This window comes from Pseudomonas sp. TZ252, assembly GCF_056110345.1.
In genome coordinates this window covers 2,084,098-2,097,947 of the sequence record NZ_CM148566.1, presented here as the reverse complement: position 1 = coordinate 2,097,947, position 13,850 = coordinate 2,084,098, and the positions used below count along the sequence as shown (strand labels likewise).

The window sequence follows — 13,850 nt, the reverse complement described above, 5'->3', positions numbered from 1 at the left end:
GACATTTCCAGTCATACAGCCTCACGCTCCGCAAGGGCGAAACTGATAAACTCCGCCGCCATGATCCGACTCCTCAATCTTACGCTACAGCGCGGGCCGCAGCGCCTCCTGGAAGCTGCTGAACTGACCCTGCACGCCGGCCAGAAAGCCGGTCTCATCGGGGCCAATGGCGCTGGCAAGTCCAGCTTGTTCGCGCTGTTGCGCGGCCAGCTCGGCCAGGATGCCGGCGACTGCCTGTTGCCCGCCGACTGGCGCATCGCGCACATGCGCCAGGAGGTCGATACCCTGGATCGCCTGGCGGTGGATTACGTGCTCGACGGCGACAGTCGCCTGCGCGAGATCCAGGCGGCACTGGCCGCCGCCGAAGCGGCGCACGACGGTTCTGCCCTGGCGCGCCTGCATACCGAACTGGACAACGCCGACGGTTACACCGCCGATGCACGGGCGCGCAAGCTGCTGGCCGGACTCGGCTTCAGCAGCGAGCAGATGGAGCGCCGGGTCGGTGATTTCTCCGGTGGTTGGAGGATGCGCCTGAACCTGGCGCAGGCGCTGATGTGCCCGTCCGACCTGCTGTTGCTCGACGAACCGACCAACCACCTCGACCTGGACGCCATCCTCTGGCTGGAAGAGTGGCTCAAGGGTTATCCCGGCACTCTGGTGCTGATCTCCCACGACCGCGACTTCCTCGATGCGGTGGTGGACCACGTGGTGCATCTGGAAAACCGCAAGCTGATCCTCTACCGCGGCGGCTATTCCGCTTTCGAGCGGACCCGCGCCGAGCGGCTGGCTCAGCAACAGCAGGCCTACGAGAAACAGCAGGCGCAGCGTGCGCACATGGAAAGCTTCATCGCCCGCTTCAAGGCCAAGGCCACCAAGGCGCGCCAGGCGCAGAGCCGGATCAAGGCGCTGGAGCGTCTAGAGGAACTGGCGCCGGCACATGTCGATTCGCCGTTCAATTTCAGTTTCCGCGAGTCGGACAAGATCTCCCGGCCGTTGCTGGATCTCGGCGAAGGCCGTCTCGGCTATGGCGACAAGGCGGTGCTGGAGAAGGTCAAGCTGCAACTGGTGCCCGGTGCGCGGATCGGCCTGCTCGGTCCCAACGGCGCCGGCAAGTCGACGCTGATCAAGACCCTGGCCGGGGACCTGCCCGAGCTGGGCGGCCGCCTGCTGCGCGGCGAGAACCTGGCCATCGGGTACTTCGCCCAGCACCAGCTCGATTCGCTGGATCCACAGGCCAGCCCGTTGCTACATCTGCAGCGTATCGCCCCCGGCGAGCGCGAACAGACCCTCAAGGACTTCCTCGGCGGCTTCGACTTCCGCGGCGTTCGGGTGGACGAGCCGGTATTGAACTTCTCCGGTGGCGAGAAAGCGCGCCTGGCCCTGGCGCTGATCGCCTGGCAGAAGCCCAACCTGCTGCTGCTCGACGAGCCGACCAACCACCTCGACCTGGAAATGCGCCTGGCCTTGACCATGGCTCTACAGGAGTTTTCCGGGGCGGTCCTGGTGGTTTCCCACGACCGGCACCTGCTCAAAAGCACCACCGATGAATTCCTCCTGGTCGCCGATGGGCGCGTGGTGCCGTTCGATGGCGATCTCGACGATTACGCCCGTTGGCTGGTCGACTATCGCGCGCGCAAGGCGCCGCAGGCCGAGACCGCGCCGGGTGCGCCGACCGAACGCACCGACAAGCGCGCCCAGCGCCAGGCAGCGGCCGCGCTGCGCCAGCAGCTGGCGCCGCACAAGCGCGAGGCCGACAAGCTGGAGCGCGAACTCGGCGGCCTGCACGAAAAGCTAGCCGCTATCGAGGCGCGGCTGGGCGACAGCGCCCTGTACGACGTATCGCGAAAGGACGAATTGCGCGAGTTGCTGTCCGAACAATCGAGCCTGAAGGTTCGCGAAGGCGAGCTGGAGGAACGTTGGCTGGAGGCCCTGGAAACCCTCGAAGCCCTGCAGAAAGAACTGGAGGCCAGTGAGTGATGGAAGACTTGCAGGTGTTGACGCAGACCTGGAGCGGGCCGCTGGTGGTGGCGCTGCAGATCCTGCTCATCCTGCTGGTCGCCTGGCTGCTACAGCGCCTGGTCCGACGCACGGTGACCCGTATCGGCGAGCGTTATCCGGTGCCGCCGGAGCTGCTCCTGCCGCTGCGTGGGGGCCTGCGCTGGCTGATCATGGTCAGCGCACTGATCATGGTGCTGGAGCGCCTGGGCGTGTCCGCCGAAGTGCTGTGGACCGCGCTGACCGGTTTCGCCGCGGTGGCGGCGGTAGCCTTCTTCGCCATCTGGAGCGTGCTCTCCAACCTGTTCTGTGCGTTGCTGATCTTCACCGTCGGGCCGTTCCGCATCGGCGACCGCGTGGAGCTGATCGATAGCGCCGACAAACCGGGCGTCACCGGACGCGTGGTTGCCATCAATCTCTTGTATACGACACTGGAAGAAACCCTCGAGGATGGCTCGCCGGGCCCGCTGCTGCAGGTTCCCAACAGCCTGTTCTTCCAGAAAGCCGTGCGTCGCTGGCGTGGGCCAGGTTTTTCAACTCCAACAAAAAACGGGAAATAACCATCTATGGAATGGCTCGCCAGTCCTGAAATCTGGGTCGCGTTCCTGACCCTGACCGCCCTGGAAATCGTCCTCGGCATCGACAACATCATCTTCATCTCGATCCTGGTCGGGCGCCTGCCGCCGGCCCAGCAACCGAAGGCGCGCTTCTTCGGCCTGGCCCTGGCCATGGGCACGCGGATCCTGCTGTTGCTCTCGATCACCTGGGTCATGCGCCTGACCACCGACCTGTTCCACCTGTTCGGCCAGGGCATCTCCGGGCGTGACCTGATCCTCTTCTTCGGCGGCCTGTTCCTGCTGTTCAAGAGCACCATGGAGATCTACCACAGCCTGGAAGGCGCGGAAGAAGAGCAGAAGAGCGGCGGCAAGGTCCATGGCTTCATGGGCATCATCGTCCAGATCGCGATCATCGACATCATCTTCTCCCTGGACTCGGTGATCACCGCCGTCGGTCTGGTGCAGAACGTGCCGGTGATGGTCGCGGCGATCGTCATCTCGGTCGGCGTGATGATGCTGGCGGCAGGCACCATCAGCGACTTCATCGAGAAACACCCCTCGCTGAAAATGCTCGCCCTGTCGTTCCTCATCGTGGTCGGCACTGTGCTGGTGGCCGAGTCCTTCGAAGTGCACGTGCCGAAAGGCTACGTCTACTTCGCCATGGCCTTCTCCCTGGCGGTGGAGGCGCTGAACATCCGCTTGCGCGGGGCCCTGGCGCGCAAGCGCGGCGAGGAGCCGGTGAAGCTGCGCAAGGGTTCGCCGGACTGAGAGCGTTCGGAGCCAGGGCGAATAGCCGCATCGCGGTGGTCCGCCCAACATGGCTGAGCGCGTATCCTCGGGAAAGCCCGGCATCTGCCGGGTTTTTTCTGTCCGCCAGGTTGCGCCCGCAAAGGTTGGGAGAGGCGCGTGGTCGGAAAACCTGTGCGGCTGCTCCGCCTTGGTGCACACTGGCTTTTTCGTTCCCGCCGCCAGCCGTGTTCGCTTTCCGAGGTGTGCAATGCTCGTCAGTACCTGGTTCGCCTTCTTCCTCGCCTGCTGGGCCATCAGCCTGTCGCCGGGCGCCGGAGCCATCGCCTCGATGTCCTGCGGGTTGCAGTACGGCTTTGCGCGAGGCTACTGGAACGCGCTGGGCCTGCAGATCGGCCTGGCCCTGCAGATCGCCATTGTCGCCGCCGGCGTCGGTGCGTTGCTGGCGACCTCGGCACTGGCTTTCAGCCTGATCAAGTGGTTCGGCGTGGCCTACCTGGTGTACCTGGCGGTGCGCCAGTGGCAGGCGCCGCCACAGGCCTTGAGCACCGATGGCGAACGGCCTCTGGGGCGACCGTTGACCCTGGTGCTGCGTGGTTTCCTGGTCAACGCCAGCAATCCCAAGGCGGTGATCTTCATGCTCGCGGTGCTGCCGCAGTTCATCGACCCGCACCAGCCGCTGCTGGCGCAATACCTGATCATGGGCGGCACCATGATCGTCGTCGACCTGATCGTCATGGCCGGCTACACCGGGCTGGCTGCGCGCGTGCTACGCGTACTGCGTTCGCCGCGCCAGCAGAAGCTGGTGAACCGTACCTTCGCCAGCCTGTTCGTCGGTGCCGCGGGGCTGCTGGCGACGGTACGCCGAGCGCCGCTCTGAGCCGCCCGACACGCTGATGGGCGTGATTGTTACAGAGTATTTCTTGCATGGGCGGGAAGGCGAAGGGACAATTTAATCTCTTCCATTCTCACTTCGTCTTCGCCATGCACCCTCCGAAAATCCTGCTGTGGCTGCTGCCGCTGGTCTGCGCGTTCAGCCTTGGAGCTCTAGCCGACACGGCCGTCGACCCCTCCCAAGCCTTGCATCTGTTGAGTTACCTGGCGGCCGACTATCCGCCGACCGTGGCTGACGGCAAGATCGTCGACCCCAGCGAATACCAGGAACAGGTGGAGTTCGTCGGCAACCTGCAGGCATTGGTCCTGACCCTGCCGATGCGCCCCGAGCGCGCCGAGCTGGAGAGGGGCGTCGCCAGCCTGCGCCAGGCCATCGAGCAGCGCTTGCCGGGAAGGGACGTGGCCCTCCAGGCGCGCAACCTCGAGGCACGGGTGGCGGATATCTACCAGGTGGTGCAGACCCCCGCGATCACCCCCGACCCGAGCCGCGCGGCGCCGATCTATGCCCAGCAGTGCGCGATCTGCCATGGCGATGCGGGCAAGGGCGACGGCCCCGCCGGCATCGGCCTGGAACCGCCGCCGGCGAACCTCACCGATCGCCAGCGCCTCGACCACCTGAGCCTCTACGACCTGCGTAACGTCATCGGCCTGGGCGTGGCCGGCACCGACATGCCGGCGTTCGCCGACCAGCTCGACGAACGCCAGCGCTGGGACCTGGCCAGCTATGTGGCCGGCCTGAGCGCCGGCAGTGCGCAGCCGGACAAGGCCCATGCCTACCCGCTGGCGACCCTGGCCACGCAGACTCCGGCCGAAGTCGCCGAGCACGACGGCGAGGCCGCTGCGGAGAGCTTCCGCGCCCTGCGTGCGCATCCGCCGCTGGAGCAGCGCGGTCCTGGGCAGTTGATCGACTATACCGCCGCCACCCTGGACAAGAGCTTCGCGGTCTATCGCGAAGGCGACCGCGACCAGGCCTACGACCTGTCGGTGGCGGCCTACCTGGAGGGCTTCGAGCTGGTGGAAAGCTCGCTGGACAACGTCGACGCCGATTTGCGCCGCTCCACCGAGAAGCAGCTGATGGCCTACCGCCAGGCGTTGCGCGATGGCCTCCCGGAAACCCAGGTGGCGCAACAGCTGGAGCTGGCCAAGGGCAAGCTGGCAGAGGCCGCCAAGCAGCTTGGCGGCGACTCGCTGAGTTTCTCCATCAGTTTCGTTTCCGCCTTGTTGATCCTGTTGCGCGAAGGGGTAGAGGCAATCCTGGTGCTTGCCGCCATCCTCGCCTTCCTGCGCAATACCGGGCAGGAAAGTGCCGTGCGTGGCGTGCACGTCGGCTGGGGGCTGGCCTTCGTCGCCGGCTTCGCCACCTGGGCGTTGGCCGCCTATGTGATCGATATCGGCGGTGCCCAGCGCGAGCTGATGGAGGGCTTCACCTCTCTGTTCGCCTGCGTGATGGTGCTCTGGCTCGGCGTCTGGATGCACGACCGCCGCCACGCGGCAGCCTGGCAGGACTACATCCGCAGCAGCCTGGTGGGCGGTGGCGGACGCTTCGGCTTCGCAGTGCTGGCGTTCTTCTCGGTCTACCGCGAGTTGTTCGAGGTCATCCTGTTCTACGAAACCCTCTGGTTGCAGGCCGGACCGGCCGGGCACAATGCCGTGATCGGCGGCGCGGCGACCGCCGTGGTCCTGCTGATCGGCCTGGCCTGGGTGATCCTGCGTGGTTCGGCGAAACTGCCGCTGGGGTTGTTCTTCAGCATCAACGCGGCGTTGCTCTGTGCGCTCTCGGTGGTGTTCGCCGGACATGGCGTCATCGCCTTGCAGGAAGCCGGGGTGATCGGCACCCGTCCGGTGCCGTTCTTCGACTTCGACTGGCTGGGGATCAAGGCTGACGCCTATTCGCTGTCGGCCCAGGCCATGGCAATGGTGGCCATCGCGCTGCTCTACGGACGTAGCCGGATCGTCGAGCGCCGGCGTGCGGCGGCCAACGCCGCCGACTGAGCGGGTTCGCGCAACCACGACGGCCAGTGCGATACTGGCCGTCGTCATTTCTACGGAAGTCCGTTCATGCGTATCTGGATCGATGCCGACGCCTGCCCCAAGGCGGCCAAGGAACTGGTCTGCAAGTTCGCTCTCAAGCGCAAGCTGGAAGTCTGGATGGTCGCCGGCCAGCCGCAGGTCAAGCCGCCGTTCGCCTGCGTGCGTCTGGTGGTGGTGGAAAGCGGGATGGATGCGGCTGACGATTACCTGGTGGAGCAGGCCGAGCCGGGCGACCTGGCGATCTGCAGCGACGTACCGCTGGCCGATCGGCTGATCAAGAAACAGGTTGCCGCCCTCGATCCTCGCGGCCGCGAGTTCGACGCGCGGAACATGGGCGATAAGCTGGCCATGCGCAACCTGATGGCCGACCTGCGTGACCAGGGGCAGATGGGCGGCGGCCAGGCGCCCTACGGTGATCGTGACCGCCAGGCGTTCGCCAACGCCCTGGACCGCTTGCTTACCCGCCTGCAGCGGGTAGCCGATCTACGCGCGAGTCAGCCGCACAGATAGGTACCGGTACCGACGGCGACCAGCGTGCCGTCGTCGCTATGCAGTTCCGAGCGCACCACTGCGACCTTGTTGCCCGAGCGAAGCGGCACCGCATGGGCGGTGAACGTCCGGCCGCGTCCCGGGCGCAGGTAGTCGACGCGCAAGTCGATGGTGCCGAGCTTCGACAGCCGCGCCATGCGCTCGTGGCCTGGCAGTTCGCGATGCCGTTCGAGGGCGCCGATCAGGGCCATCGCTCCGCCGGTGACGTCGAGCAGGCTGGAGATCACCCCGCCGTGGAGAATGCCCTGAACGAAGTTGCCGATCAGTTCGTCCTTCATCGGCAGGTCGAGGACTACCCGCTCGCGGCCGAGGCTCACCACGCGGATGCCGAGCATGCGGTTGAAGGGGATGCGCTGGAAGAAATCCGCCACCAGTTGGTGGACGTCGTCAGGCAGGGCGGAGGAGGGCGTTTCGCTCATCGCGGCGTCTCGATTCGATGGTTTCGAGACGCACGCTGGCGTAGCGGCACGGATTTGAAAAGGGCGGCGGCGCGACCGCCCTCGTGCTTGGCCGATCAGGCCTTGTCCTGGTCCACCAGTTCGAGCACCCGGTCGACCAGCTTGTTGATCCCGGAAGCGGCTTCGGCTATCGACTGGGCGAGCATGTAGGCCGGGGTGGTCACCAGCTTGCGCGCGCTGTCTTCGACGATCTCGTCCACCGGCGCGTCGATGTGCTCGGCACCCATCTGCTTCAGCGCGTCGGCGGTGTCGGCGTCGTTGCCGATGGTGCATTGGACGCCGGCGCCGTAGATCTTCGCCGCCATCGCCGGAGCGATGCAGATCAGCCCGACTGGCTTGCCGGCTTCGGCGAAAGCCTTGGCCAGCGCCAGCACGTCCGGCTGCACCTGGCATTGCGCGCCGTTGATGGCAAAGTCGCTGAGGTTCTTCGCAGCGCCGAAGCCACCGGGCACGATCAGCGCGTCGTAGTCCTCGGCGCGGGCTTCGCGCAGGTCCTTGACTTCGCCGCGGGCGATACGCGCGGACTCGACCAGGACATTGCGGCTTTCCGGCATTTCCTCGCCGGTCAGGTGGTTGACCACATGGTGCTGGGCGATGTTCGGCGCGAAGCATTGTGCCTCGGCGCCTCGCTGGCTGAGGCGGAGCAGGGTGATCACGCTTTCGTGGATTTCCGCGCCATCGTAGACGCCACAACCGGAGAGGATGACGGCAACTTTCTTGTGCATGAGGCTTACTCCTTGGGAACGCAGGATCCGGACCGGACGGCCTGGCCGGGGTCGGTATCGCGCAAGCATAGCGAGCCGCCGGCCCCGGCGGCCAGCCGGAGCGGAGGGTACAAGGAGTTGGAGTGTGCGAAGGGGCCGGCTGTTCAGTCGCGCCGGCGCGGGTTCACTCGGATTTGTCGGCGTTGCCGCCCGCGCCGTTGCCGCGCGGTGTCTTGAAACGCCGCCATAGCCAGAGCAGCAGGCCCAGCACGATCAGGCCGCCGAGGACCATGAGTTCGTATTTCTTGATGTTGCCGAGCATGCCTTCCAGTACGCTGCCGAAATAGTAGGCGGCGGAGCCCAGCGCAGCGGCCCAGACGATGGCGCCGATGCCATTGAGAAGAAGATAGCGGGCCGGTGGATAGCCGGACAGGCCGATGGCCACCGGCATCACCGTACGCAGGCCGTAGACGAAGCGGAAACTCAGCACCCACAGGTCAGGATGGCGGCGCACATGGTCCAGCGCCTTGTCGCCGAGCTTCTGCCAGCGCGGCTTGCGCGCCAGCAACCGGCGGCCGTGGCGGCGTCCGAGGAAGTACCAGAGTTGGTCACCGGCGTAGCTGCCGAGGAAGGCGGTGAGAATCACGGTATCCAGCTGCATGTAGCCGCGGAAGGCAAGGAACCCGGCCAGCACGAGAATGGTTTCGCCCTCGAAGAAAGTACCGAGAAAAAGGGCGAAATAGCCGAAGTCCTGCAGGAATTGTTGGAGCATCATCGGGGCAGCGAAGCGAAATGAACGCGCAGCCTAACTCGGTTGAGGGCGTGGGGAAAGCGCGATCGTCACGGCTCAGGTCATTGATTGTGCAATGAATGGCCTTTGCCGCTGGCTTTTTGCGATGATTGGCGGTGCGGCAGGATGCCGCGACCTTGAGTCACTGTCGTCGCTTGTTGCCAATCCGTCATAATCAGGGACTATAACTGTCACACTGTGCCCGTTATCTGGGCCCTGGAGTAAAACCGTGAGCTTCACTCCCGCCAACCGCGCCTATCCCTACACCCGCCTGCGGCGCAATCGCCGCGATGACTTCTCCCGCCGCCTGGTCCGCGAGAATGTCCTCACCGTCGACGACCTGATCCTGCCGGTGTTCGTCCTCGATGGGGTCAACCAGCGTGAAAGCATTCCGTCGATGCCCGGCGTCGAGCGCCTGTCCATCGACCAGTTGCTGATCGAGGCGGAAGAGTGGGTGGCCCTGGGCATTCCGGCGCTGGCGCTGTTCCCGGTGACCCCGGTGGAGAAGAAGTCCCTGGACGCCGCCGAGGCATACAACCCGGAAGGCATCGCCCAGCGCGCCACCCGCGCCCTGCGCGAGCGCTTTCCGGAGCTGGGCATCATCACCGACGTGGCGCTCGACCCGTTCACCACCCATGGCCAGGACGGCATCCTGGATGACGATGGCTACGTCCTCAACGACGTCAGCATCGACGTGCTGGTACGGCAGGCGCTGTCCCACGCCGAGGCCGGCGCCCAGGTGGTAGCGCCCTCGGACATGATGGACGGTCGCATCGGTGCGATCCGCGAGGCCCTGGAGTCTGCCGGCCACACCAATGTGCGGATCATGGCCTACTCGGCCAAGTACGCCAGCGCCTACTACGGTCCGTTCCGCGATGCGGTCGGCTCGGCTTCGAACCTCGGCAAGGGCAACAAGGCCACCTACCAGATGGATCCGGCGAACAGCGACGAGGCACTTCACGAAGTGGCCGCCGACCTGGCCGAAGGCGCCGACATGGTGATGGTCAAGCCGGGCATGCCCTACCTCGACATCGTGCGTCGGGTGAAGGATGAATTCCGCGCCCCGACCTTTGTCTACCAGGTCAGCGGCGAGTATGCGATGCACATGGGCGCCATCCAGAACGGCTGGCTGGCCGAATCGGTGATCCTCGAGTCCCTTACCGCCTTCAAACGTGCCGGCGCCGATGGCATTCTGACCTACTTCGCCAAGCAGGCCGCAGAACAATTAAGACGGGGGCGTTGACCCCCTCGGGAAGATGAATGAATACGCAGCAAGGACTTGATGAGATCGAACGTATCGCCGCCGACGAAACCGTAGTGGCGAACGTGGAAAGCGAAGCAGAAGTGAAGATGGCCGAAACGATCCCGGTGGAAACGCCACCTGCGGTGGTTCCCAGCGTGGATGACAGCAGCCTGTACATTCATCGCGAGCTCTCCCAGTTGCAGTTCAACATCCGCGTGCTGGAGCAGGCGCTGGACGAGTCCTACCCGCTCCTGGAGCGGCTGAAGTTCCTCCTCATCTTCTCGAGCAACCTCGACGAATTCTTCGAGATCCGCATCGCCGGCCTGAAGAAGCAGATCACCTTCGCCCGCGAGCAGGCCGGCGCCGACGGCCTGCTGCCGCACCAGGCCCTGGCGCGGATCAGCGAGCTGGTCCACGAGCAGGTGTCGCGGCAGTACCGGATCCTCAACGAGACCCTGTTGCCGGAGCTGGCCAAGCACCAGATCCGCTTCATCCGCCGGCGTCACTGGACGCTGAAGATCAAGACCTGGGTGCGGCGCTTCTTCCGCGACGAGATCGCGCCGATCATCACCCCGATCGGCCTCGACCCGACCCATCCGTTCCCGCTGCTGGTGAACAAGAGCCTCAACTTCATCGTCGAGCTGGAGGGGATGGATGCCTTCGGCCGCGACTCCGGCCTGGCGATCATCCCGGCGCCGCGCCTGCTGCCACGGATCATCAGGCTGCCGGAAGACGTTGGCGGCGAGGGTGACAACTACGTGTTCCTGTCGTCGATGATCCACGCCCACGCCGACGACCTGTTCCCCGGCATGAAGGTGAAGGGCTGCTACCAGTTCCGCCTGACCCGCAACGCCGACCTGTCGGTGGACACCGAGGATGTCGAGGACCTGGCCCGCGCGCTGCGCGGCGAGCTGTTCTCGCGTCGCTACGGGGATGCGGTACGCCTGGAGGTGGTGGATACCTGCCCGCAGAACCTGACCAACTACCTGCTCAAGCAGTTCGGCCTGTCCGAAAGCGAGTTGTACAAGGTCAGCGGCCCGGTCAACCTGACCCGCCTGTTCAGCGTCACCGGCCTGGAAAGCCATCCGGAGCTGCAGTACCCGCCCTTCACCCCGGCGATCCCGCGTCTTTTGCAGAAGAAGGAAAACCTCTTCAACGTCCTCAGCAAGCTCGACGTGTTGCTGATGCACCCGTTCGAATCCTTCACCCCGGTGATCGACCTGCTGCGCCAGGCCGCCAAGGATCCGAACGTGCTGGCGATCAAGCAGACCCTGTACCGCAGCGGTGCCAACTCTGAGATCGTCGACGCCCTGGTCGAGGCGGCACGCAACGGCAAGGAGGTCACCGCGGTGATCGAGCTGCGCGCCCGCTTCGACGAAGAGTCCAACCTGCAACTGGCCAGCCGCCTGCAACAGGCCGGCGCGGTGGTGATCTACGGCGTGGTCGGCTTCAAGACCCACGCCAAGATGATGCTGATCCTCCGTCGCGAGGACGGCGAACTGCGCCGCTACGCGCACCTGGGCACCGGCAACTACCATGCCGGCAACGCTCGCCTGTACACCGACTACAGCCTGCTGACCGCCGACGTGGCGCTCTGCGAGGACCTGCACAAGCTGTTCAACCAACTGATCGGGATGGGCAAGACGCTGCGCATGAAGAAGCTGTTGCATGCGCCGTTCACCCTGAAGAAGAACCTGCTGGAAATGATCAACCGCGAGGCGGCCCAGGCGGCGCTCGGCCAGCCTGCGCACATCATGGCCAAGGTCAACTCGCTGACCGATCCGAAGGTCATCCGCGCCCTGTACAAGGCCAGCCAGGCCGGGGTCAGGATCGACCTAGTGGTGCGTGGCATGTGCTGCCTGCGGCCGGGCATCCCGGGGGTCTCGCACAATATCCACGTGCGCTCGATTATCGGGCGCTTCCTCGAGCACAGCCGCATCTACTACTTCCTCAACGGCGGCGACGAGAAGCTCTATCTCTCCAGCGCCGACTGGATGGAGCGCAACCTCGACATGCGCGTCGAGACCTGCTTCCCGGTGGAAGGCAAGAAGCTGGTGCAGCGGGTTAAGAAGGAACTGGAAACGTACCTGACCGACAACACCCAGGCCTGGGTGTTGCAGGCCGACGGTAGCTACCAGCGGCTCAGTCCCACCGGTAACCAGAACCCCCGCAATACCCAGGCGACCCTGCTGGAGAAGCTGGCCGCGCCGGTGCTTACCGCACGTTGAGGCTGTAGCCGACCCGCTTGAGCCATTCGGCTTCCTGGGCGAAGTCGGCCTGGGTCAGCGGGTTGGCTTCCAGCCAGCCCTCGGGGAAGGTCACCGAAAGGCTCTTGGGCTCTGCCTTCAGACGCACCGAGGGCATTTCCTGGGTGCCGCGAATGTGGTGGAAGAGGATCGCGAAGCGCAGCACGATGCACAGGCGTACCAGCTTGTCGCCTTCCTCGGCGAACTCCGCCAGCTTGTCCGCCGGAATGTTGCGGCGGTGGCCGCGTACCAGTAGCGACAGCATCTGCTGGTCCTGGCGCGAGAAGCCAGCCAGGTCGGAGTGCTCGATCAGGTAGGCGCCGTGCTTGTGGTAGTGGTAATGGGCGATGTCCAGGCCGATCTCGTGGACCCGTGCGCCCCAGCTCAGCAGGTCGCGGTGCAGTTCGCCGTTCAGCTCCCAGGCGTCGCCGACTTCGGCAAGCACCTTGAGGGCCTTGGCCTCCACCCGCGAAGCCTGCTCCGGATCGACGTGGTAGCGCTGCATCAGCGAGCTGATGGTGCGTTCGCGCACGTCCTCGTGCTGGTGACGGCCGACCAGGTCGTAGAGAACGCCTTCGCGCAGGGCGCCCTCGGAGTGAACCATCTGTTCCAGTTCCAGCGCGTCGAAGATCGCTTCGAGAATGGCCAGTCCGGCCGGGAAGATGGTCCGGCGGTCCGGCTTGATCCCTTCCAGATCGAGCTTCTCCACGTCGCCGAGCTTGAGCACCTTGCGCTTCAGCCAGGCCAGTCCGTCCGGGCTGATCTCGCCGTTGCCGTGGCCGCCGGCCTTGATCGCCAGCGCCACTGCGCGGATGGTGCCGGAGGCGCCGACCGCCTGTTGCCAGCCGAGGCGCCGCAGGCTGTTCTCGATGCCCATCAGTTCCAGGCGTGCAGCAGTGTACGCCTGGGCGTAGCGGGCCGGGGTGATCTTGCCGTCGCGGAAGTAGCGTTGGGTGTAGCTGACGCAACCCATCTGCAGGCTTTCCCGCAGCTCGGACTCGAAACCCTGGCCGATGATGAACTCGGTGCTGCCGCCGCCGATGTCGCTGACCAGCCGGCGACCGCCGCTGTCGGGCATGCTGTTGGCGACGCCGAGGTAGATCAGGCGGGCTTCCTCGCGGCCGGAGATGACTTCCACGGGATGGCCGAGAACCTCTTCCGCACGACGGATGAAATCGCTGCGGTTGCGCGCCTCGCGCAAGGCGTTGGTCGCGACCACGCGTACGGAACCCTGGGGCATGCCGCTGATGAACTGGGCGAAGCGGCGCAGGCAGTCGAGGCCGCGCTGGGTGGCCTCTTCGCTGAGATTGCGCTCCTCGTCGAGGCCGGCGGCCAGTTGGACCTTCTCGCCCAGCCGTTCGAGGATGCGGACTTCGCCGTGGATATTGGCCTTGGCCAGACAGAGGTGGAAACTGTTGGAACCCAGGTCCAGGGCGGCAATCAGCGGGAATGCCTCGGCAGGTTTTTGCGGCATGCTTTGCAAGTCCATTGGAAAACTGCGCCATCCTGCCACGATAGGGCGAGGGTCGCCAATGCGGCAGCCGATCAATCGGGAATCAGCCGACCAACGATAGAGACTCTCAATCGGCTGCGCCTTCCGGCGAGGGTCAAGGCGGGATATGATGGTCGGCACTTT

The 13,850-nt window shown here is 65.3% G+C and carries 12 protein-coding genes; 8 read left to right on the top strand and 4 right to left on the bottom strand.

All coding sequences use genetic code 11. From position 1 onward, the window contains the following. Nucleotides 1-60: 60 nt before the first annotated feature. The 6 genes from ACYAF3_RS09630 to ACYAF3_RS09605 all read left to right on the top strand — a co-directional run bounded on the left by ACYAF3_RS09630 (nucleotide 61) and on the right by ACYAF3_RS09605 (nucleotide 6,734). Nucleotides 61-1,977, top strand: a complete 1,917-nt coding sequence (locus tag ACYAF3_RS09630) for an ATP-binding cassette domain-containing protein (RefSeq protein WP_031640894.1) — start codon at nucleotides 61-63, stop codon at nucleotides 1,975-1,977. Then, complete coding sequence (locus ACYAF3_RS09625) at nucleotides 1,977-2,555, top strand: mechanosensitive ion channel family protein (RefSeq protein ID WP_003111256.1); 579 nt, start codon at nucleotides 1,977-1,979, stop codon at nucleotides 2,553-2,555. The genes ACYAF3_RS09630 and ACYAF3_RS09625 overlap by 1 nt, the downstream gene beginning before the upstream one ends. Before the next feature lie 6 nt (nucleotides 2,556-2,561). Next, nucleotides 2,562-3,320, top strand: a complete 759-nt coding sequence (locus ACYAF3_RS09620; protein ID WP_003099222.1) for a TerC family protein — start codon at nucleotides 2,562-2,564, stop codon at nucleotides 3,318-3,320. A gap of 229 nt (nucleotides 3,321-3,549) precedes the next feature. Then, on the top strand, nucleotides 3,550-4,179 hold the full coding sequence (locus ACYAF3_RS09615; protein ID WP_003096365.1) for a LysE family transporter: 630 nt from the start codon (nucleotides 3,550-3,552) through the stop codon (nucleotides 4,177-4,179). 104 nt (nucleotides 4,180-4,283) lie between these two features. Next, nucleotides 4,284-6,185, top strand: a complete 1,902-nt coding sequence (locus ACYAF3_RS09610) for a cytochrome c/FTR1 family iron permease (protein WP_031640262.1) — start codon at nucleotides 4,284-4,286, stop codon at nucleotides 6,183-6,185. 66 nt (nucleotides 6,186-6,251) lie between these two features. After that, nucleotides 6,252-6,734 (top strand): YaiI/YqxD family protein, encoded by a 483-nt coding sequence (locus ACYAF3_RS09605; protein ID WP_031640893.1) that lies wholly within the window; start codon nucleotides 6,252-6,254, stop codon nucleotides 6,732-6,734. On the opposite strand, the gene ACYAF3_RS09600 is transcribed toward ACYAF3_RS09605, so the two are convergent. From ACYAF3_RS09600 to ACYAF3_RS09590, 3 genes are all read right to left on the bottom strand, one after another. Continuing rightward, nucleotides 6,719-7,192, bottom strand: a complete 474-nt coding sequence (locus ACYAF3_RS09600; RefSeq protein ID WP_003118044.1) for a thioesterase family protein — start codon at nucleotides 7,190-7,192, stop codon at nucleotides 6,719-6,721. The genes ACYAF3_RS09605 and ACYAF3_RS09600 overlap by 16 nt on opposite strands. A gap of 95 nt (nucleotides 7,193-7,287) precedes the next feature. Further along, entirely contained in the window at nucleotides 7,288-7,956 is a 669-nt protein-coding gene (gene elbB / locus ACYAF3_RS09595) for an isoprenoid biosynthesis glyoxalase ElbB (protein WP_003099212.1), read from the bottom strand. A 163-nt stretch (nucleotides 7,957-8,119) separates the two neighbouring features. Beyond that, a complete protein-coding gene (locus ACYAF3_RS09590; protein WP_003096354.1) occupies nucleotides 8,120-8,710 on the bottom strand; it encodes a DedA family protein in 591 nt (196 codons plus the stop codon). Nucleotides 8,711-8,954: 244 nt separating this feature from the next. Between ACYAF3_RS09590 and hemB the strand changes: the two genes are divergently transcribed. After that, complete coding sequence (hemB, locus tag ACYAF3_RS09585; RefSeq protein ID WP_003096352.1) at nucleotides 8,955-9,968, top strand: porphobilinogen synthase; 1,014 nt, start codon at nucleotides 8,955-8,957, stop codon at nucleotides 9,966-9,968. A 17-nt stretch (nucleotides 9,969-9,985) separates the two neighbouring features. Then, nucleotides 9,986-12,196, top strand: coding sequence for a polyphosphate kinase 1 (gene ppk1, locus ACYAF3_RS09580; RefSeq protein WP_003099209.1), 2,211 nt, complete (start codon nucleotides 9,986-9,988; stop codon nucleotides 12,194-12,196). Here the strand turns inward: ppk1 and ppx are convergent. Further along, nucleotides 12,183-13,688: an exopolyphosphatase gene (gene ppx, locus ACYAF3_RS09575; RefSeq protein ID WP_003114040.1), complete on the bottom strand. Its 1,506-nt coding sequence runs from the start codon at nucleotides 13,686-13,688 to the stop codon at nucleotides 12,183-12,185. The two genes, ppk1 and ppx, sit on opposite strands and share 14 nt — an antisense overlap. Nucleotides 13,689-13,850 lie beyond the last annotated feature (162 nt).

Bases quoted from the DNA above. Each gene is read 5' to 3' on its own strand.
- ACYAF3_RS09630 (WP_031640894.1), top strand. From the start codon at position 61: ATGATCCGACTCCTCAATCTTACGCTACAGCGCGGGCCGCAGCGCCTC.
- ACYAF3_RS09625 (WP_003111256.1), top strand. From the start codon at position 1,977: ATGGAAGACTTGCAGGTGTTGACGCAGACCTGGAGCGGGCCGCTGGTG.
- ACYAF3_RS09620 (WP_003099222.1), top strand. From the start codon at position 2,562: ATGGAATGGCTCGCCAGTCCTGAAATCTGGGTCGCGTTCCTGACCCTG.
- ACYAF3_RS09615 (WP_003096365.1), top strand. From the start codon at position 3,550: ATGCTCGTCAGTACCTGGTTCGCCTTCTTCCTCGCCTGCTGGGCCATC.
- ACYAF3_RS09610 (WP_031640262.1), top strand. From the start codon at position 4,284: ATGCACCCTCCGAAAATCCTGCTGTGGCTGCTGCCGCTGGTCTGCGCG.
- ACYAF3_RS09605 (WP_031640893.1), top strand. From the start codon at position 6,252: ATGCGTATCTGGATCGATGCCGACGCCTGCCCCAAGGCGGCCAAGGAA.
- ACYAF3_RS09600 (WP_003118044.1), bottom strand. From the start codon at position 7,192: ATGAGCGAAACGCCCTCCTCCGCCCTGCCTGACGACGTCCACCAACTG.
- elbB (WP_003099212.1), bottom strand. From the start codon at position 7,956: ATGCACAAGAAAGTTGCCGTCATCCTCTCCGGTTGTGGCGTCTACGAT.
- ACYAF3_RS09590 (WP_003096354.1), bottom strand. From the start codon at position 8,710: ATGATGCTCCAACAATTCCTGCAGGACTTCGGCTATTTCGCCCTTTTT.
- ppk1 (WP_003099209.1), top strand. From the start codon at position 9,986: ATGAATACGCAGCAAGGACTTGATGAGATCGAACGTATCGCCGCCGAC.
- ppx (WP_003114040.1), bottom strand. From the start codon at position 13,688: ATGCCGCAAAAACCTGCCGAGGCATTCCCGCTGATTGCCGCCCTGGAC.